General features: G+C 39.8%; 16 protein-coding genes. 2 read left to right on the top strand and 14 right to left on the bottom strand.

Annotation, left to right across the window (positions count from 1 at the left end):
• Positions 1 to 69: 69 nt before the first annotated feature.
• The 3 genes from pyk to OZX58_RS03895 form a co-directional block, all read right to left on the bottom strand.
• Positions 70 to 1,839 carry a pyruvate kinase gene (pyk, locus tag OZX58_RS03905; protein ID WP_277129689.1) on the bottom strand — a complete coding sequence of 590 codons (1,770 nt, stop codon included), beginning with the start codon at positions 1,837 to 1,839 and terminating at the stop codon, positions 70 to 72.
• Between the two features lie 30 nt (positions 1,840 to 1,869).
• On the bottom strand, positions 1,870 to 2,829 hold the full coding sequence (gene pfkA / locus OZX58_RS03900) for a 6-phosphofructokinase (RefSeq protein WP_277129690.1): 960 nt from the start codon (positions 2,827 to 2,829) through the stop codon (positions 1,870 to 1,872).
• A 167-nt stretch (positions 2,830 to 2,996) separates the two neighbouring features.
• Positions 2,997 to 6,125 carry a DNA polymerase III subunit alpha gene (locus OZX58_RS03895; RefSeq protein WP_277141618.1) on the bottom strand — a complete coding sequence of 1,043 codons (3,129 nt, stop codon included), beginning with the start codon at positions 6,123 to 6,125 and terminating at the stop codon, positions 2,997 to 2,999.
• Between the two features lie 111 nt (positions 6,126 to 6,236).
• On the opposite strand from OZX58_RS03895, the gene OZX58_RS03890 reads away from it, so the two are divergent.
• The gene (locus tag OZX58_RS03890; protein ID WP_277129692.1) at positions 6,237 to 6,443 is read left to right on the top strand and encodes a YjzD family protein; all 207 of its coding nucleotides are present in this window, start codon (positions 6,237 to 6,239) and stop codon (positions 6,441 to 6,443) included.
• Positions 6,444 to 6,490: 47 nt separating this feature from the next.
• Here OZX58_RS03890 and OZX58_RS03885 read toward each other — a convergent pair whose 3' ends face one another.
• From OZX58_RS03885 to uvrC, 8 genes are all read right to left on the bottom strand, one after another.
• Entirely contained in the window at positions 6,491 to 8,038 is a 1,548-nt protein-coding gene (locus tag OZX58_RS03885) for a bifunctional UDP-sugar hydrolase/5'-nucleotidase (RefSeq protein ID WP_277141616.1), read from the bottom strand.
• Positions 8,039 to 8,108: 70 nt separating this feature from the next.
• Complete coding sequence (gene rpmF, locus OZX58_RS03880; RefSeq protein WP_277129694.1) at positions 8,109 to 8,300, bottom strand: 50S ribosomal protein L32; 192 nt, start codon at positions 8,298 to 8,300, stop codon at positions 8,109 to 8,111.
• A 111-nt stretch (positions 8,301 to 8,411) separates the two neighbouring features.
• Positions 8,412 to 8,633, bottom strand: a complete 222-nt coding sequence (locus OZX58_RS03875) for a lipopolysaccharide assembly protein LapA domain-containing protein (protein WP_277141614.1) — start codon at positions 8,631 to 8,633, stop codon at positions 8,412 to 8,414.
• Positions 8,634 to 8,641: 8 nt separating this feature from the next.
• Positions 8,642 to 9,442, bottom strand: coding sequence for an SDR family oxidoreductase (locus OZX58_RS03870; RefSeq protein WP_277141612.1), 801 nt, complete (start codon positions 9,440 to 9,442; stop codon positions 8,642 to 8,644).
• A complete protein-coding gene (gene rnz, locus OZX58_RS03865; RefSeq protein WP_277129698.1) occupies positions 9,435 to 10,376 on the bottom strand; it encodes a ribonuclease Z in 942 nt (313 codons plus the stop codon). The genes OZX58_RS03870 and rnz overlap by 8 nt, the downstream gene beginning before the upstream one ends.
• A 12-nt stretch (positions 10,377 to 10,388) precedes the next feature.
• Positions 10,389 to 12,308, bottom strand: a complete 1,920-nt coding sequence (locus tag OZX58_RS03860) for an acyltransferase family protein (RefSeq protein ID WP_277141610.1) — start codon at positions 12,306 to 12,308, stop codon at positions 10,389 to 10,391.
• Between the two features lie 27 nt (positions 12,309 to 12,335).
• Positions 12,336 to 13,640: a GTPase ObgE gene (obgE, locus tag OZX58_RS03855; RefSeq protein WP_277141608.1), complete on the bottom strand. Its 1,305-nt coding sequence runs from the start codon at positions 13,638 to 13,640 to the stop codon at positions 12,336 to 12,338.
• A gap of 80 nt (positions 13,641 to 13,720) precedes the next feature.
• Positions 13,721 to 15,523, bottom strand: coding sequence for an excinuclease ABC subunit UvrC (gene uvrC, locus OZX58_RS03850; RefSeq protein WP_277129701.1), 1,803 nt, complete (start codon positions 15,521 to 15,523; stop codon positions 13,721 to 13,723).
• A gap of 174 nt (positions 15,524 to 15,697) precedes the next feature.
• Here uvrC and OZX58_RS03845 point away from each other — a divergent pair, with 174 nt between their 5' ends.
• A complete protein-coding gene (locus OZX58_RS03845) occupies positions 15,698 to 15,820 on the top strand; it encodes an SPJ_0845 family protein (protein WP_277129702.1) in 123 nt (40 codons plus the stop codon).
• A 28-nt stretch (positions 15,821 to 15,848) separates the two neighbouring features.
• Here the strand turns inward: OZX58_RS03845 and yihA are convergent, their stop codons facing one another.
• The 3 genes from yihA to tig form a co-directional block, all read right to left on the bottom strand.
• Complete coding sequence (yihA, locus tag OZX58_RS03840) at positions 15,849 to 16,436, bottom strand: ribosome biogenesis GTP-binding protein YihA/YsxC (protein ID WP_277129703.1); 588 nt, start codon at positions 16,434 to 16,436, stop codon at positions 15,849 to 15,851.
• Positions 16,426 to 17,691 carry an ATP-dependent Clp protease ATP-binding subunit ClpX gene (clpX, locus tag OZX58_RS03835; protein WP_277141606.1) on the bottom strand — a complete coding sequence of 422 codons (1,266 nt, stop codon included), beginning with the start codon at positions 17,689 to 17,691 and terminating at the stop codon, positions 16,426 to 16,428. The genes yihA and clpX overlap by 11 nt, the downstream gene beginning before the upstream one ends.
• A 126-nt stretch (positions 17,692 to 17,817) precedes the next feature.
• Complete coding sequence (tig, locus tag OZX58_RS03830) at positions 17,818 to 19,140, bottom strand: trigger factor (RefSeq protein WP_277129705.1); 1,323 nt, start codon at positions 19,138 to 19,140, stop codon at positions 17,818 to 17,820.
• Between the last annotated feature and the right edge of the window lie 95 nt (positions 19,141 to 19,235).

Below are 19,235 nucleotides of genomic sequence, written 5' to 3'. Positions count from 1 at the left end.
TAAAAGAAAATCGTGCAAAATAAAATAGCCAGCACTCAAGCTGACTATTTTATTTAATTTTAGCATTTATTACAGGTTAGAAATTTCACCTTGGTAAATGGCACCACGACGTGCATCAACCGTAATGGTGATACCACTGGCAATCTTTTCCGTTGCATCAGTAACCCCAACAACAACTGGAATGCCAAGTGACAGACCAACAACAGCAGCGTGTGAAGTCAAACCAGATGCTTCAACTACTAAACCAGATGCCTTCTTAATTGCTGGCATGTAATCAGGATCTGTAGTCTTAGCAACTAAAATGTCGCCTTCCTTAACCTTGCTGTTAGCTTCTTCGGCACTGTTTGCGACAACTGTCTTACCAACAACAGAGCCATTACCAACACCTAAGCCTTGAGCTAACTTGTTACCGATAATTTGCAGTTTCATCAAGTTAGTTGTACCTGAATCACCAACTGGAACACCAGCAACGATAATTACCAAGTCACCATCTTTAACGTAACCTTGTTCCTTGGCAACTTTAGCAGCTACTGTAAACATATCGTCAGTTGATGTTGGCTTTTCAGTCAACATTGGTTGAACACCCCAAGTAATGCCTAATGAGTGTTCAATCTTTTCATCAAAGGTTAAAGCTAAAATATCAGCGTTTGGCCGGTACTTAGAAATCATTCTAGCAGTATAGCCTGAGTTGGTTGCAGTAATAATTGTCTTAACGCCCAATTCTTGAGCAGTACGAACAACTGATTCACCGATTGCTTCAGTTACGTTTGAACCCTTGTATTCTTCAAAACGTTGCAAAGCCAAAGTATTACGCTTAAGTAATTGTTCTTCGGTTCTTTCATCAATTTCTGCCATTGCCTTAACGGCTTTAACTGGGTAAAGACCATTAGCAGATTCACCAGAAAGCATGGTAGCATCAGTACCATCAAGAACAGCGTTAGCTACGTCTGAAACTTCAGCACGAGTTGGACGTGGGTTTTCTTGCATCGAGTCAAGCATTTGGGTAGCAGTAATAACTGGCTTACCAAGTGCATTAGCACGTCTAATCAAATCTTTTTGAACAAATGGAACATCGATAAATGGAATTTCAACACCCATGTCGCCACGAGCAACCATTAAACCGTCTGAAACTTGTAAAATTTCATCGACATTGTCGATACCTTCTTGAGATTCAATCTTAGGATAAATCTTGACGTAGTCACAACCAGCATCTTCACATAATTTACGAATATCTAAGATGTCTTGAGCCTTACGAGCAAAAGAAGCAGCGATGAAGTTAATGCCATGCTTTAAACCGAATTTAATATCGTCAGCGTCTTTTTCAGTAATTCCTGGAAGCCGAATTTCAACGCCAGGTGCGTTAACACCCTTCTTTGAGCCGATTACACCAGTATTTTGTGCTTCACAGACTAATTCGCGATGTTCATCATCCTTATCGGTAATCAATAAGTCAACTAAACCATCATCAATTAAAACGTGGCCGCCAATATGAGTATCATCGAAAAGACCTTCATAAGTAACATGAATCTTGTTCTTATTACCTTCTTGGGAATCATCCATTGAAACACGGATAACATCACCAGTATTAATGGTGAATTTGCCGCCTTCTTGGTCAGTGGTTCTGATTTCAGCACCCTTAGTATCCAAACAAATACCAAGTACTAAGCCAGTTTCTTTTTCAACTTGACGAACCATCTTCATCCGTGAAAGGTGTTCTGCATGGTCACCGTGCGAGAAGTTAAACCGGAATACATTCGCACCAGCTTTAGCTAAAGCTGTGATTGTTTCAATATCATTTGAAGCTGGCCCTAACGTACTAACAATTTTAGTTTTCTTCATTATGTAAAAATCTCCCCAAAAATCGGCTAATTACTTAGTCATTTCTTCATTTATATCTAGCAGTGTTTCATCACTGTGGTGTTTTTCATCAAACAAATCAAGGATGTTATGCGTACTTAATTCGTTATTCTCCATGCCGACAGCTAAACCGCCTTGACCATCAAGAAGTAACTTAACCGCATAATTGCCCATCTTTGTGGCATTAATTCGGTCAACAACGCTTGGCGAACCACCACGTTGCATATGACCAATAATATTAGCTCGAACATCAAAATTACCATACTTTAAGAGTTCAGTCTTAAAGTCATTGGCATTCATTACGCCCTCAGCTAACACAACAATACCATGGTCTTTACCGTCTGCAAAACCGCGCTTGAGTGTTTCAGCAATCTTCTGAACATCATATTCACGTTCAGGAATCACAATTGCATCAGCACCACTGGCTAAGCCAACACGCATCGCAATATCGCCACAATCGCGGCCCATCACATTAACAATGAACACACGGTGGTGGCTGCTAGCAGTGTCGCGAATCTTGTCGATTGCTTGCATCGCAGTTGTACATGCGGTATCTAAACCGATCGTATAATCAGTGTACGGAATATCGTTATCAATTGTTCCCGGAAGACCAATTGAATTAATACCGAGACGAGTTAAGGCTAATGCACCATGATATGAACCGTCACCGCCGATAACGATAACAGTATCAATTCCATGCTTTTTTAGCTGCTCAACACCCTTTTGTTGCACTTCCTGTTGTGCAAATTCAGGGTAGCGAGCACTATAAAGGAATGTGCCACCTAAACTTATTTTGTGGTCAACATCTTCCGCAGTAAGCGGAATAAAATCACCCGCAACTAACCCAGCAAAACCATAACGAATACCAACGACGCTGAGTCCATTATGAATCGCGGTCTTAGTTACAGACCTAATAGCCGCGTTCATTCCAGGAGCATCCCCGCCACTGGTTAAAATACCAATTCGTTTCATGAATTCACCTCATCAAGATTTATTGTGTAATTTCTCACATCATTTAGATTTTAACATTTTTTTGGTAAAAAATCTCACAAAAAACGATTATTTTTCCCGCTTTATCAGCCTTTTAAAATGTCAGCGCTATCAAAGCTTAATTGTTAAGGTTTGCGCAAAAAAATAATTTAGCCTTTAAAATTAATCGTCTTTAAATTGGTTAAAATATACTGTTTTTTACTTGAATCATAGCGGTCGTTTTGAATTCTAATCCCGAGCAAATAAACATTGCCTTCCTTGAGATTATCTTGCACTTTTTCATAAATATTAGGGAAAATCACAATTTCCTGCCGACTGGTTGAATCCGCAAAACTGGCAAAAGCCATCGTGCTGCCTTTTTTCGTTCTAATTAACTTGAGGGTCATTAATTTACCAACAGCAATCCCCGTATCATTAATCGCAAAGTCACTTAGTGATCGAGCATTGAACTGTTCGGCATATTTTTGTGCGGCAACTAACGGCGAGGTCATTGTTGAGAAGCCGAGCACCTCATTCTCCATTTCTGCTAGTTCCCCTTTGGTAGCTTCAGGAATTTCCTTCATTGGCACCCCGCCTAAACTTTCGGAAAGTGCCAAATTCTGTCCCGTTAATTGAACATTTTCAATAATTTCCTGACTGTTTGCCAATAACTCCTTGCGGTTGTGATACAAATGGTCAAAGCAACCAGCCTGAATTAACGCCTGAATAACCTTAACCTTAATGAACTTAACATCAATTCGGCGCAAAAAATCATCAAGCGACGTAAATGGCTTCTGTTTCCTAAGCTGAATAACTTCTGTTAGTAAATCTAACCGCACACCCTTAACTGCCTTTAAACTAACCAGAATTTTGTCATTAATTACCTGATAATCTAAGCTGCTATGATTAATATCAGGCGGCAAAATCTTAGTACCGGTTTCTTGGGCACGCATCACGTAGTCACTTAGTTTCAGACGGCTGCCGCTATTGGAATTAAGCATTGCCGCATAAAACTCAGCTGGATAATGTACTTTCAAATAAGCCAGCCAAAAGGCAATCTTCGTATAAGCTACCGCGTGTGACCGGTTAAAGCCGTAATTGGCAAACTGTTCAATATAATTATAAACGCGCTCGGCCACTTCTTTGGCATGACCTTTTTTAACCGCGCCAGCAATGAACTTCGTCCGCTCCTGCTCAATGACATCCTGCTTCTTTTTAGACATTGCCCGCCGCAAAATATCGGCTTCGCCTAACGAAAAGCCAGCCAGAACTTGTGCCGTCTGCATAACTTGCTCCTGGTAGACCAAGATACCGTAAGTTGGTGCCAAAATCGTTTTCAGTGTTGGATCAGGATAAGTAACCTTTTGCTTCCCCTTTTTGCGGGCAATAAAAGTTTGGATATTTTGCATTGGACCCGGACGATAGAGTGCATTAACAGCTACCAAATCTTCAAAATTATCTGGATGCAATTCTCGCAATACCTGCCTAATTCCACCTGATTCAAATTGAAAGACTAGGTCGGTGTTCCCCTCTTGGAAGGCTCTCATTGTCTGAAAATCATCCAACGGAATTTGGTTAGGATCAATTTTTTTACCCTGACGTGCAATTAACTCGAGAGTATCACCCAGAATGGTTAAATTACGCAAGCCCAAAAAGTCAATTTTTAATAAACCCAGTGCTTCTACATATTTTTTAGTCTGCTGGGTAACAGGAATCCCCAATTGACCTGTCTGCAGGCCAGAAATCCCCGCAATTGATTTATCGCTAATTACTAGTCCGGCGGCATGGATTGAATAGTGCCGCGGCAGACCTTCTAAGCCACTAGCCGTTTGAAACAGCAATTTATTTTTAGGGCTAGCCTCAACTAACAGCCGCATCTTCGTTGATTGCTGGTAAGCTTCCTGCAGTGTAATCTTGCCCTTGGCAAAAGGCACACTACTCGACCACTTATTTAATTCGGCTTCACTTAAACCAAACACGCGGCCCGTATCGCGCAATGATTGCTTAGCAGCCAGTGTCCCAAAGGTCAGAATCTGCGCCGCATGATCCATGCCATACTTTTGAAACATGTACTTAATCACATCATCACGGCGATTATCTGGAATATCCAAGTCAATATCCGGCATTTCGTGCCTTGCTGGATTTAAAAAACGTTCGAATAATAAATGATATTCAATAGGATCAACTTCTGTAATCCGCAAGGAATAAGATACTAGCGACCCACAAGCTGACCCTCGACCTGGACCAGTGGTAATTCCTGATCGATGGCAATAATTAATTACATCCCAGACAATTAAGAAATAATCATTGAAGCCCATCTGGTCAATGACCCCTAATTCGTAATTTAATTGCTTTTGATAATCATTCGGAACTTGGCGATTTAAGAACCGTTCCTGTAATCCTTTTTGGGCTAAATAATTTAGATATTCCTTTGAAGTTGAGAACTGCTGCTGCTTATATTGCGGCAAAACCGGCGTGCGAAAAACCACCTTGGCATTGCATTCCTGGGCAATCTGCCAAGTGTTAGCCAGCGCTTCATCCAAATCCATTTCATGATAGCGATTACTCAGTTCTTGCGTTGATGCTAAAAAATGCGACCCCTTCTGCTTAGCCAGCGCTTCGGTATCCTGCAAAACCGTTCCTGATTTAATTGCCTGCAATGTCTTACGCAAGAACTGGTCATTAGGCTTTAGATAACGTGTATCTTCTACACTGACTAAGGATAGTGTGAATTGCCTTGCCAAAGCTTGAACATAAGCCAAATAATTTTCTTGATGGTGTGCGGCATATACACCTAAATATAATGAACTAGATTGCGGCACTAATTTGAGCAGCTGCCGGATAAACTCAGTCCCTAACTGCTCCTGCTCTTCTTGTAAGTGGACCAGCTCACTATTTGTATTAGCAGGTACAATCAAGACCAATTCACCTAAATATTTTTTTAATTCAGTTAACGTCAGTATCTTTTGGTTAGTCCCGTTTTCCGTTAACAAGTTAATTGCACTCGATAACCGCAAAAGATTACGATAACCAGCGTCTGACTTTGCCAGCGCAATTAGATCATATTGATGGGCACTGTCAATTAGGCCATTAAGCCGCAGTTGCATTCCCAGTAACGGTTTAATCCCGACTTTTTGGGCTAATTCATAAAAATTAACCAACCCGTAAGTAAAATTAATATCGGTTAGTGCAACAGCCTCATAGCCCTGAGCTTTTGCCGTTTGCAGTAAATCTTTAACTTTAGTGGGACTTTCCAGCAGCGTAAACGTGCTAATATTTTGTAATGCGGCGATTTTCATCTTTGAGAGCCACCTTTCTTCTAAAATTAGTATACCAAAAACTAACTTTTTAGTTTGAAAAAGCACATGAACTTTGCTAAAATTCTACTATGTATGAAAGAGGGTACTACTATGGGTCGTTATATCGTGACTATCTGTTGGAGCGTTATCTACATGTTAATCGTGGGCTTTATTGCCGCACCATTAACACAGAACGTCTTTAATTTACAAGATGCCGTCATCGTTGGCGTAATCTTCGGTATTTTATTTGCGGCAATCATACCAACAATTACCGCTCATTCAAGTAAAGATAAAAGCAATTTTACCAAGCTTAAATAATTTTGAATTTAAAAACCGCTAGCTGTTTTGGCTAGCGGTTTTTATGTTTAATAAAAATGATAATTAGTTTGTGCATCAACTTTAACTTTGTTGCTTGTCAAAAACTCTTGGAACATTTGCACGTAATCTTTGTCAGAAATTTCAAGAATTTTATCAGGGCTATATTCAGGATAAAAGCCGCCGCCCATCACACGATAATTATTAACGGCTAAGTAATAAGTCTGTTCGTCCTGAAGCGGGCGTCCATTCAATTCTAGTTTGGTCAACCGCTGTCCTACTGGCCGCGCAATGTCGGCTTCATAATTTACAGGATAAAAAACATCAAAGTTAAAGAGAAAATCCTGTTTTTCTGGTAAAAATCCAACTTTACCTGCGGCATCTTTAGTTAAGAACGCTAAACTGTGCTCAATTACATGGCGTAACTCACGACCGGTTAATTTTACCTTACATAACTGGTTAGAATATGGATAATTAAGCACCAAATCACGCATCGTAACTTGCTTACCAAAGCCTTTGGCAGTCTCACTCATTACCGCGGTTGCCGAAATATCAGCACCGGTAAAATGCAGCTGCATTGACTGCAACAAGTTGATAAATGGGGCTCCTTCTAGCCGCGCTCTAGTGGCATTACCAATTGGTGCTGGGTCTTTTAACGTGGCAATTGGCTTGTCTAACCAATTTTGCGTTGCCTGATCCAGCGATTTAGTTAGCTTAGTAATAGTCGGATCTTCTGCGTAATCCTTAGTTGTAATCAATTCAGTTGTCATTGACGTGATTTGTTTAGTCGTTTCATCAATATCAAGCACGACCTTGCCAACAGCTTCGCCGCGGTAGCCCGGCTGCACAATCGCCGTTTTCTTAGCTACCAGCTGCATTTTTTGGTGCTGGTGGCCAGTTAAAAAGACATCAACTTCGGGAATTTGGGTTAGGATCTGGTAACCCTCATTTTCACCATTATGCGGCATGAGTTCACTGCCAGTCTGCGGGTCATTTTCAAAACCACCATGATAAACAACTGCTAAGACATCAACTTGCGGCCGCAAAATTTGGGCGTAGTGCTTAACTTGCGCAAAAGCTGAAGCAAATTTTAAACCCGTAAGATGGTCATCTGGTTCCCAATGAGGAATGTATTGGGTCGTAATACCAATTATGCCGACCTTAATCCCCTGCTTTTCAATTATGCGGTAAGCTTGCCCAAAGGCAGGTTCATCAGTCTGTTCATTTAAAATATTAGCATTTAACATTGGCGCCGTATTTTGCGCAAGATAATACTTCAAGTAATCTTGGCCGTAATTAAAGTCATGGTTTCCTAAAACGCGTGCATCATACCCAATGGCATTATAGCTAGCAGTGTACTCTTTCAGGGCATCCTTTGTCCCTGCAGCGTGGACATACGACGCTAGCGGTGCTCCTTGAAGACAATCACCTGCATCAGTAACAATCACGTGCTCAGCACCGTATTTTGCCCGCTCTTTTTTAATGACGCTGGCAACTCGGCTCAACCCAAAGGGTGCATGATAATTAGACCTATCTTGATAATCTGTTGCCAGTAAATACCCATGGATATCACTAGAATGTAAAAATACTAATTTCATAATTTTTTCTTTCTATCATTTTTACAAAATTTGGGCAAAAAAAAGACACCAAAATTTCGGTGTCCTTTAATTAGTTGTTGTCGCTAGCGCTAGTTTCGTTAACCACTTGACGACCCTTGTAATAACCTTTAGGTGAAACGCGGTGACTCAAACGGTATTCACCAGTAGTTGCATCATAATGCATTGCTGGAACAGCTAACTTGATATGGCCACGACGTGAACGTTTCTTTTGCTTAGAAGTATGTCTCTTAGGAACTGCCATTTAAATTGATCTCCTTTATTGTAGATTTAAGTTTTAGGACACTAATAAAAGTGCCTAAATTACCTCACGTGTGTTAATGATACTATTGAATGATAAATAAATCAAGATTTATTAGCTTTTCTTAGCTTGATTATGTTTATTTGAACCCCAGAACCAACCAATCAAAACACCAATAATTATCATAACTACTAGTACAATAATTAATGGCAATTTGACATCAAAGAAGCCAAAATTGATTGCGACTGGCTTAGTATTAAGCACAACAAAAATTACAGCCAATAGAATTAGAACTAAACCAAAAACTAATTTGGCCTGTTGCATCTTGCCTTTCATGTTAGGCCCTACTTTCTAGAAGCATATTTTAAAGATAAACTATCACCAATCGTTGGGAACAGATTATATAGTTTAGCTAAAACGGCTAGGCTAAGTGGTAAATTAAGTTCACGTTTATTACTGCCAAAGTAATGAACAACCTGCCAAGCGACATCATCAGGATCAAGCATGAACTTTTCTACACTTTCAGCATACTTACCGCTCTTATCAGCGATATTAAAGAAATTAGTGTAAACAGGTCCCGGATTAACAGTCATGACTTTGACACCAAATGGCTTCAATTCCAGGCGTAAAACGTTAGAAAATTGGATAACTGCAGCTTTGGTTGCACTGTATGCGGCAGACTTAGCTGTTGGAATCTTACCCGCAATTGAACCAAAGTTAATGATTTGACCGGTCTTTTGCTCGATCATCACCCGACCAATTAGTCTGGTAAAGTACATTAATCCCAAGACATTAACTTGAAACATCGCTGCTGTTTCTCGCCGGTCTGTATCAACAAATTGCTCAAATTTACCAAAGCCTGCACAGTTAACCAAATAATCAATGTGCTTAGTTACCTTGATTATTTCTTTAAAAGTAGCGTCAATTTGGTCATTATTCCCCATATCAGTAGGGAAAGTATAGGATGCCGCGCCAGAAAGTTCCCGCGCCTCAGCAGCAATCTGCTTGAGCTTATCCATGCTGCGACTGCGGGCAATCAAAATGACTGTTGCTCCACGTCCAGCACTCTCTAATGCAATTGAACGGCCAATGCCGCTAGAAGCACCAGTTACAACTACTACTTTATTTCTTAACGAATCACTCATTGTTTTCACCTTTCATTGGAATCTCTACTCGGTCAAAATCATTAGCCAAATTAGTATTCGGGAATACTTTTCGTGCCTGCTTTTCTAAATTCTTAGCCTTAGCACCCAAATATCTCGCCGAAATATGGTTCAAGTATAAACTTTTAACGCCATTATCGCGCGCAATTTTGGCTGCTTCAACTGCAGTTGAATGATAATAAGAATGCGCTAAGTCAGCTTCATTGCCGGCAAACGTTGATTCATGGACTAAAACATCCGCATTCTGAGCCAATTTAGCAATTGTTGGTGTTGAACGAGTATCATAAATAACTGTTACTATTCTACCAGGTTTATCAGGACCGAGGAAGTCCTTACCGTCCAAAACAGTACCATCAGCCAGCGAAACTTTTTCACCATTCTTTAGTTTACCAAGTAATGGACCGTTTGGCACATTATATTGCGCTAATTTATCCATTAAAAGTTCACCTTGATGTGAATCTTCAACTATCCGATAGCCAAAACTAGGCACACGGTGGACTAACTTTTCAGCATAAACCTTAAAGCCCTGGCCTTGATAAATCAAGCCGCCCTGGTCTAAAACAACAAACTTAATTGGATAAGTAACCTTAGTACGTGATACTCGCAAAGCTGTGCGCACAAACTGCTCTAGCCCACTTGGGCCATAAATTGTCAGTGGCCCAACATCACCTTGAAAGGATCTAGTAGCAAGCAAACCTGGCAGCCCAAAAATATGATCGCCGTGATTATGTGAAATAAAAATTTTAGTTACCTTGCGTAAACGGATATTTGTCCGCAATATCTGGTGCTGCGTAGCTTCCCCAACATCAAATAACCATATTTCATTTATTTCATCAAGCATCTTCAGTGCAATACTTGAAACATTACGCTTTTTGGACGGTTGGCCCGCTCCTGTACCTAGAAATTGTAATTCCATATCTTTCCCGTTCTAAAATCTTGCGTGCTTGACAATTGTCTTCGCAATCAAAACACTATAATACTTTGATCCTACTGGTGTTGGGTGTGTATTATCCTGATAAAACCAGTTGGAATGCTTCTTTGAATAATTATACCAATCAATAATAATTAAATTCGGATATTTTTTAGCTGCCGTTTTCAGCAAATTGTTAACTTGATTTTGCCATGGCTTGGTTGGCACGTGCGTATTAATCCAAAAGACTTGCGTCTTAGGTCCCATCTGCTTCATTAACTTGTCTAAATCACCCATTGAAAATGGTCCGTTAGTCCCAAGGCCAATTAAAACATTATTAGCTAAAGCCTTTTGGGACTGATACTGATTAATTAAGCCTGTAGCCACACTTAATTGACGTGAGACTGCAGCGTCAATTACTGCCTTAGGCATCAACTGCGCAAGCGTATTGCTTGAACCCGCCATTACGGAATCACCAATCGCCGTCAACTGCACCTTTTGTGCTAATTGCAGGTCTATTTGTGAAATGCCATATTTTTTGAATGACCGGTTAACTGGATGACTTTTTGCCGTACGTTGTGCCTCATTAACTAGTTTAGTCCTTTGCCGCGTTTTTTTCTTGGCTTTTTGCAATTTAGTAATTAAAACTTGATTATCTTTTTTCTGTTGTACCTGATTTGCCCTAATCCGGGTCGCCAATTGTGATTTATTAAAATCTTGCGCTTTGACTGCCGGTGAGACCAAAATTCCTGTGGTACCAATTAAAAATATCAAATAACCGACAATTGCCTGTAATTTACCTAAATAATTTTTGGTTGACTTTTTAAATAAATGCCTAAAGTAGTTCTTAAATTTAACCCACGTAATTTTGCCTAACGGCTGTTCAATTAAGCGGTAGGAAATTTCACTTAACAGTAAAATCAAAATCACTTCAATTAGCGGATACAGAAAAACGTGGTCCGCCATGTTGGTTACCTTGTCTTCAAAGAAAATCATCACGGGGAATTGGTAGAGGTATATTCCATAACTGCGTGAACCAATCCAGTTAAACACAGGATTGGTCAGCCACTCATTCCAATGACTGCCAGGATGAGCAATAATCCCAACCAAGATAGTCGTTAACAGCGTAAATAATAGCATCCCGCCATAATAAGGAAATGCTTGTTCCGGATTCATCTGTGAACTAAAGAATAACCAAATCAAACCGCATAATGATACTAAGCCCACGCCGTCGAGCAGCCACGTATCAACCTTAGTAACATTCTTGCGCAATTTTTCCATTGGCCAGATTACTGCTAAGGCTGCGCCCAATCCTAATGAGAAAAAGCGTGTATCGGTACCATAATAAATTCGATTAATGTCGACACCGCTATGATACATCACTGCCATCTCTAGCGCTGAAGCAAGAGACACACCGAATAAGATCCAAAAACTTGTTTTTCGCTTCTTAGCGAATTTAACTAGCAAAAAAATTACGATTGGCCATAAAAGATAGAATTGACCGTTAATTGACATTGTCCATAAATGCGTAAACGGTGATTCATTAGTAGCAAACCTTTCAAAATAACTTTGACCATTTAAAATCTGCCAAAAATTATAAACATTTAGCAGGTTAGCTACTACAATTTGGGCCAACTTAACTAGTAAATTGCGTTGAAACAAAAAGATATAAGCGGCCGATAACCACAAAACAGCAATTAACTGCGGGTATAATTTTTTAATCCGACCTAAATAAAATTTGCGTTGATCGTAATACCCCTGCTCACGGTATGCCTTAAACATGTGATCCGTGACCAAATATCCCGATAACACAAAAAAGATCGGCACCCCAAGATAACCGCCGACGAAAGTATTAGGATTCAGGTGATATAAAATCACGCCAATCACTGCCAATGCTCTAAGTCCAGAATATCCTGTAATAAACCGATTTTTTGTCATATTGTCAAACTTTTCTATTTAATGATTCTATTGGACAAATTCAAAATTGAATGTACCAATTATTACGTCATCGCCGTCTACAGCTCCGTTTTCACGTAAAGCGTCATCAACCCCTAAATTCTTCAGCTTACGAGCTAACCGCATAATCCCATCATGGTGGTCAATATTGGTACGTTCAACCAACCGAAGCAAACTTTCACCTTTAATTTCAAAGACATGATCTTCAAGTTTTTCAATTGTAAATTCATTCTTCTTAGGAGCAGTAAACTTGTATTCCTTGGTTTCCTCAACCTGCTTAGGAGCTTTTTCAGCCTGCTGCTTTTCAACTTCGGCAACCATTGTGGCGGTATCTTGCATCAAGACGTCAACTCCTTGATGAGCTACACTTGAAATTGCATAAACAGGTTCTTTAATTCCTGCCTCTTGCAAGTTTTGCTTAAATTCAGCAAGCTTTTCATCTGAACCAGGAATGTCCATCTGCGAAGCAACAATTAACTCCCGCTTATTTTCAAGACTATCATCATAGGTTAACAATTCTTTACGAATCGCCTTGTAATCAGCCATTGCATTACGGCCATTAGCTGGATCCATTGAGACGAGGTGCAAAATTACCTTAGTTCGCTCAATGTGCCGCAAAAATTGAATTCCCAAACCAACACCTTGACTAGCACCCTCAATTAAGCCGGGTAAGTCAGCCATTGAAAAGTCACGGCCATCAGGCAAGATAACCATGCCCAAATTAGGTGTTAATGTAGTGAAGGAATAAGCTGCAATCTTTGGCTTTGCCTTAGTGACAACCGATAGCAAGGTCGACTTACCAACAGATGGAAAGCCAACCAGACCAACATCGGCTAACACCTTTAATTCTAGCCGCAAGACACGATCTTCTCCTGGTTCGCCGTTTTCAGCAATTTCCGGTGCTGTATTGACACTTGTGGCAAAGTGAATATTACCGCGACCGCCGCGACCGCCGCGCGCAACAACTAATTCCTGCTTATTTTCGGTTAAATCACCGATTTCTTCATTGGTGTCAAAGTCATAGACTGTTGTACCAATCGGTACCTTTAAGTATAGGTCCTTTGCACCGTGCCCATATTGGGACTTAATGCGTCCATTTTCACCGGACTCTGCCTTAAATTTCCGCCGATAACGAAAATCCATCAACGTTCTTAATCCGCTATCCGCAACAAAAATAATACTGCCGCCACGACCGCCGTCACCACCGGCTGGACCGCCATTTGGAACGTACTTTTCATGGCGGAAAGCAACCATGCCATCGCCGCCTTTACCGGCTTGGACTTCAATCTTAGTTTGATCGACAAATGTAGGCATGTCAATTCTCCTTCCGTCTTCTAAACTCTAATACATTACTATAACATAAAAACCACTGTTATCACCCGTTAACTTTACAATTACAGGGTTAACTTAACTGTTTGCGCTTGCGGCAAGGTCAGGCCAACAGCTCGTAATTCATCAATTGATGCTTCCTTAATCTTTTTAAGAGAACCGAACTGCCGCAGCAACTTATTTCTACTCTTGGGGCCAATTCCTTTGATTGAATCTAATTTACTCGACAAAGCATTTTTAGCATGCGTTTTACGGTGAAAAGTAATCGCAAACCGGTGGACTTCATCCTGAATTCTAGTCATTAGGTAAAAGCCCTGCGACTTTGGATCAAGCGGGATCAGCTTCAGGGGCACGCCATTGATGGGATCGCCAAAAAGCAAGTGATTGGTGCGGTGCTTATCATCCTTAACCATCCCCGCAACCGGAATGTTAAGGTTTAACTCATTACGCAGAACGTCTTCACAGGCTTCAACTTGAATTTGTCCCCCATCCATCAGGATTAGGTCTGGCATCTTCTGGTGCTCACGCAATAATCTTCCATAGCGGCGTCTAACAACCTCACGCGTATTTCTGACTTCATCGCCACCATTTTGGTGTTCGACTTCACCCTTGAGTTTATATTTTCGATAGGCGTTTTTGTCAGGCTCACCATCCTTAAATACGACTAACGCCGAGACCGGATCAGCTCCCTGAATGTGTGAGTGGTCAAAACTTTCAATAACGTGGCCATAGGGTAAGCCTAGTGACGCAAAAATTTCTTTTTGTGCCCCCTTAGTCTTACGATTACCTAATTCTAACAGCCTAAATTTATCGTCGAGCTTTAATTTGGCATTATCCTTAGCCATATCTAAAAGCGCCCGCTTTTGTCCACGCTGCGGTGTTCTAACCGGTACGGTCAACACTTCGGCCAGTGCTTCATTATCTAGTCCTTTGGGTACTAGTACTTCTTTTGGTAAAATTCGGTTCTTTTGGCCATAAAACTGCACGATAAACGATGCAAAAGTATCCTCTGGATCACTGGTATCTGTTAACGGGTACATTCGCGTTTCGCGGCGTAATAATTTCGCCTGTCGCAAGAAGAAAATCTGAATCGAAATCCAGGATTTATCAACATAAAAATTAAAAATATCACGCTGCTTATTATCATTTGAGATAATTTTTTGCTTTTCAACGGTTTCTTCAATATATTTCAACTGATCGCGAATATCTGCCGCCCGTTCAAACTCAAGATTCTGCGATGCTTCCAGCATCTTTTGGTTCAAGTCCTGCTTAACCGCGGCAATGTCACCATTAAGAAAACTTTTGATTTTCTTAATTTGGGCATCATAGGTTGCCTTGGGCACAGTCTTAAAGCAGGCACCCAAGCATTGCCCCATGTGGTAGTACAGACACGGCCGCCCCTCTTTACCATGACAGTGCCTAAGCGGGAAAACTTTTTGAATAAATTTCAAAGTTGCCTGAGCAGCATAAACATTAGGATACGGGCCAAAATAATAACCCCCATCGCGTCTAACAATACTCGTTAACTTTGTCTGCGGATCACGCTCATTGGTAATTTCAATATAGGGATAACCTGTGCCTTGCTTTAATTGCACATTATAATAAGGCTGATATTTTTTGATTAAAGTAATTTCAAGTAAGAATGCTTCTTTATCAGTCGACACCGTAATAATGTCATAATCACGGATTTCCCGTACTAATTCAGCACGCCGGCCAACTTGTTTGCTTTTAAAATATGAACGTACCCGATTTTTTAAATTTTTTGACTTACCGACATAAATAACTGTTCCGTTGATGTCTTTCATTAAGTAACAGCCCGGCTGCGCGGGTAATAATTTCAATTTATTTTCAATTAATTCTGTCGCCAAAAAATCACTCCCCCAAAATGTATTATTAATTTTAACATAACTCAACTGAAATCGGTTTTATTCTATCCTCTCCATTAGTTTTACATAATTAAAATTATTTAAAGCTGATGTAATTTAATACTAGCCCTCTTCATCAAATTTTATTATAATGAGCATAATGAAAGGAAGATACTTATGGGCTTAACTTTTAAAAAACAAGATGAATTAGAAAGATTATTCGACAAGTTTGCAACTGTACCGGAAGATAAAAAGAAAAAATTAGCTAAAGACACTAAAAAGAAAACTGAAGATAAATAAAAATGACTCTAATTAGAGTCATTTTTATTTACTGTAAATGCTGTTCAATCCAGTCACTTAATTCTTTAACATGTAGTTTTTTAACTGAGCTGTATGTCAGAACAGTAACATTGTCATAGGACAAATCCAATGTCTTTTTTAAGTTAGCAAGTACCTTGTTAACTTGATTTTTTTTGACCTTGTCAATTTTTGTACAAACTAATAAAATCGGCAAATTCAAGTATTGCGCATAATTATACATGGCAATATCATCCTTAGTTGGTTCATGACGCGAATCAACTAAAATGACTAAGCCCCTTAAATTCTCTCGTGTTTCGAGATAATCCTGAATCATTTCACCGAATTTAGCTCGTTGCGATTTTGAAACTTTCGCATAGCCATAACCGGGAACGTCAACTAGATAAAATTCCTCATTGACAATATAAAAGTTCAACGTTTGCGTTTTACCCGGTTGTGATGAAGTTCTAGCAAGATTTTTTCGGTTTAACAGCGAATTGATGAGGCTTGATTTACCAACGTTAGATCGGCCCGCAAGCGCAATTTCAGGCAGATTATCTTTGGGATACTGATCTTCACGAACAGCACTAATCGCATAATCACTACTTCTAATGATCATTTGCGGTTACCTTCATTTCATCGTCATCTGCGTGGCGAGTTACCTTAGGTTCGGCATTATGTGTAATGACGTCCTTAGTAACTTCTACTTCTTCAATATCTGGTTCACTTGGTGTTTTATACATGATGCCCATCATTGCATTTTCAATAATTGTCCGTAACCCCCGGGCACCCATGTTGCGTTCAATTGCCATGTCAGCAATTGCTTCTAATGCACCGTCGGTGAACTTCAATTTTACCTGGTCAAGTGCTAATAACTTGGTATATTGCTTAACCAACGCATTTTTTGGTTCTGTCAAAATCCGGACTAAGTCAGAATTATTAAGCTTGTCTAAAGTTGCAATAATCGGAATTCGACCAATAAATTCTGGAATCAAGCCGAATTTAACCAGGTCAGCAGTTGTCAAATGCTGCGTCCAAGCGTCATCTTGTGCCTGATTAAGTTCATTTTCAGCACTAAAGCCGATAATCTTCTTGCCTAAACGGTTCTTAACAATTTGTTCGATGCCGTCAAAGGCACCACCAACAATAAATAGAATGTTAGTGGTGTCCATCTGGATCATCTCTTGTTGTGGATGCTTACGACCACCTTGTGGCGGAACCGAAGCAATGGTTCCCTCCAAGATTTTCAGTAATGATTGCTGTACGCCTTCACCGGAAACATCGCGCGTAATTGAAACATTTTCTTCTTTTTTAGAAATTTTATCAATTTCATCAATATAAATAATGCCGCGTTCTGCCCGATCAATATCGTAATCAGCGTTTTGCAATAATTTAAGTAAAATATTCTCGACATCTTCACCAACGTAACCTGCCTCAGTTAAGGTAGTTGCGTCAGCAATTGCAAAGGGCACATCCAAAATTCTGGCCAAGGTCTGGGCCAAATAGGTTTTACCAGAGCCAGTTGGCCCAATTAAGGCAATATTTGATTTTTGTAGTTCCGTGGATGAATCAACATCCATTTGACTAATTCGCTTGTAATGGTTGTAAACAGACACTGACAGAACTTTTTTAGCCCGCTCCTGCCCAATCACGTATTGGTCAAGTTGTTTCTTGATTTCCATTGGTTTTGGCAGGTCATGGGCTTTTTTTAGTGAGTCCGACTTTAACTCTTCGTCAATAATCTTCTTAGATAAATCAACACACTCATTACAGATATATACGCCGTTGCCAGCAATCATCTTTTTAACTTGATCTTGTGTTTTACCACAAAAAGAGCATTTAATTTCTTCCTGATCAGTAAACTGTGTTGCCATACTATTCCTCCTGTAATCTACAAGAATAAGGGTATCATAAATTTTAAAAAGTACCAGAACTATTTGCTTGTAGAACATAAAAAAGGTGGTTTATCACAAACCACCTTTTTTGTTAGAAATTAAATTCTATTTTTTGTCAGACTTGTCGTCTTCTTTAATCTTAGACTTAGCAACTTGTTTAGCGTTGTCAGCTACAAGATCGATGGCTTTGCGAACATTAATGTCATGAGCAAGCATTTCATCTGTCAAAGTACCACGGACAGTCTTCTCATCCATATTGTATTCACTAGCAAGATCCTTGACTTCCTTGTCAATTTCTTCTTTTGAAGCTTTAAGATCTTCAGCCTTAACAATTGCTTCAAGAACTAAGTTAGTCTTAACTCTTTCTGCAGCGTCCTTGCTGAATTGAGCACGCAATTGATCTTCAGTTGTATTAGTTAACTTGTAGTAAGTTTCTGGACTAATACCTTGACGTTGCATGTTGCCCAAGTATTGGTTCATTTGAGTATTAACGTCTTCTTGAATCATTGCATCAGGAATTTCGTCAATTGTAGCGTTAGCTACAGCACCTTCAATAGCTGCTTGTTCAATAGCATCTTTAGCAGTATTTTCTTTTTGTTCCTTCAGGTTCTTCTTGATCTTATCTTTTAATTCATCAAGAGTTTCAACTGAATCATCAACATCTTTAGCAAATTCATCGTCTAATTTAGGCATTTGCTTTGACTTGATTTCATGAATCTTAGTTGCAAAGTGAGCTTCTTTACCAGCTAAATCTTTAGCACCGTAGTTTTCTGGGAAGGTAACTACTACGTCAACATCGTCACCAGCTTCGTGACCAATAAGTTGGTCTTCAAAGCCAGGGATAAATGTGTTAGAACCAAGTTCAAGTGAGTAATCGTCAGCAGAACCACCATCAAAAGCAGTACCGTCAATTGTACCCTTGTAGTCAATTGTTACAGTGTCGCCCTTTTCAGAAGCACCCTTCTTAAGAACAAGTTCAGCGTTCTTTTCACGGTCTTTTTCAAGTTCAGCATCAATATCCTTAGCATAAACACGTGTGTTTTGCTTAGGTACTTCAATACCCTTGTAGTCGCCTAATTCAACTTCAGGTTCAACTGAAACAATAGCCTTCATTGTCCAATCCTTGTCAGCATCCATTGCTAAAGGTTGGATTTCTGGTTGACCTACAGCAGCAATACCAGCTTCTTCTACAGCAGCTGAATATGCTTCTGGCAAAACAAGGTTCAAAGCATTCTCATATAATGCTTCTTCACCATAGTATTGGTCAAAAATAACACGAGAAACATGACCTTTTCTAAAGCCAGGAACACGTAAACTATTCTTTACTCTTTTAAAAGCTTGATCCAAGCCACGCTTAACCTCAGCTTGAGAAATATCAAAAGTAAGTTCTCCGGTAGTCTTACCGGTCTTATTCCATTTTACAGACATTAATTAAATACCTCCAATGTCGAGTTCGATCGCTTTGTTGCGTACTAAATTATCTTACATTAAACGCGCGCAAAAAACAAATTTAGACAAAAAAA

Origin of the sequence: Lactobacillus sp. ESL0680 (assembly GCF_029392855.1) — a bacterium.
Classification (GTDB): Bacteria; Bacillota; Bacilli; order Lactobacillales; family Lactobacillaceae; genus Lactobacillus.
This window is presented reverse-complemented; position numbering and strand designations above follow the sequence as displayed.

What these genes read in the sequence shown, in the direction of transcription:
- clpX (WP_277141606.1), bottom strand. Translation starts at nt 17,691, where the DNA reads ATGGCAACACAGTTTACTGATCAGGAAGAAATTAAATGCTCTTTTTGT.
- OZX58_RS03860 (WP_277141610.1), bottom strand. Translation starts at nt 12,308, where the DNA reads ATGACAAAAAATCGGTTTATTACAGGATATTCTGGACTTAGAGCATTG.
- tig (WP_277129705.1), bottom strand. Translation starts at nt 19,140, where the DNA reads ATGTCTGTAAAATGGAATAAGACCGGTAAGACTACCGGAGAACTTACT.
- pfkA (WP_277129690.1), bottom strand. Translation starts at nt 2,829, where the DNA reads ATGAAACGAATTGGTATTTTAACCAGTGGCGGGGATGCTCCTGGAATG.
- yihA (WP_277129703.1), bottom strand. Translation starts at nt 16,436, where the DNA reads ATGATCATTAGAAGTAGTGATTATGCGATTAGTGCTGTTCGTGAAGAT.
- OZX58_RS03885 (WP_277141616.1), bottom strand. Translation starts at nt 8,038, where the DNA reads ATGAAATTAGTATTTTTACATTCTAGTGATATCCATGGGTATTTACTG.
- rnz (WP_277129698.1), bottom strand. Translation starts at nt 10,376, where the DNA reads ATGGAATTACAATTTCTAGGTACAGGAGCGGGCCAACCGTCCAAAAAG.
- OZX58_RS03845 (WP_277129702.1), top strand. Translation starts at nt 15,698, where the DNA reads ATGGGCTTAACTTTTAAAAAACAAGATGAATTAGAAAGATTATTCGAC.
- obgE (WP_277141608.1), bottom strand. Translation starts at nt 13,640, where the DNA reads ATGCCTACATTTGTCGATCAAACTAAGATTGAAGTCCAAGCCGGTAAA.
- pyk (WP_277129689.1), bottom strand. Translation starts at nt 1,839, where the DNA reads ATGAAGAAAACTAAAATTGTTAGTACGTTAGGGCCAGCTTCAAATGAT.
- OZX58_RS03890 (WP_277129692.1), top strand. Translation starts at nt 6,237, where the DNA reads ATGGGTCGTTATATCGTGACTATCTGTTGGAGCGTTATCTACATGTTA.
- OZX58_RS03895 (WP_277141618.1), bottom strand. Translation starts at nt 6,125, where the DNA reads ATGAAAATCGCCGCATTACAAAATATTAGCACGTTTACGCTGCTGGAA.
- OZX58_RS03875 (WP_277141614.1), bottom strand. Translation starts at nt 8,633, where the DNA reads ATGAAAGGCAAGATGCAACAGGCCAAATTAGTTTTTGGTTTAGTTCTA.
- rpmF (WP_277129694.1), bottom strand. Translation starts at nt 8,300, where the DNA reads ATGGCAGTTCCTAAGAGACATACTTCTAAGCAAAAGAAACGTTCACGT.
- OZX58_RS03870 (WP_277141612.1), bottom strand. Translation starts at nt 9,442, where the DNA reads ATGAGTGATTCGTTAAGAAATAAAGTAGTAGTTGTAACTGGTGCTTCT.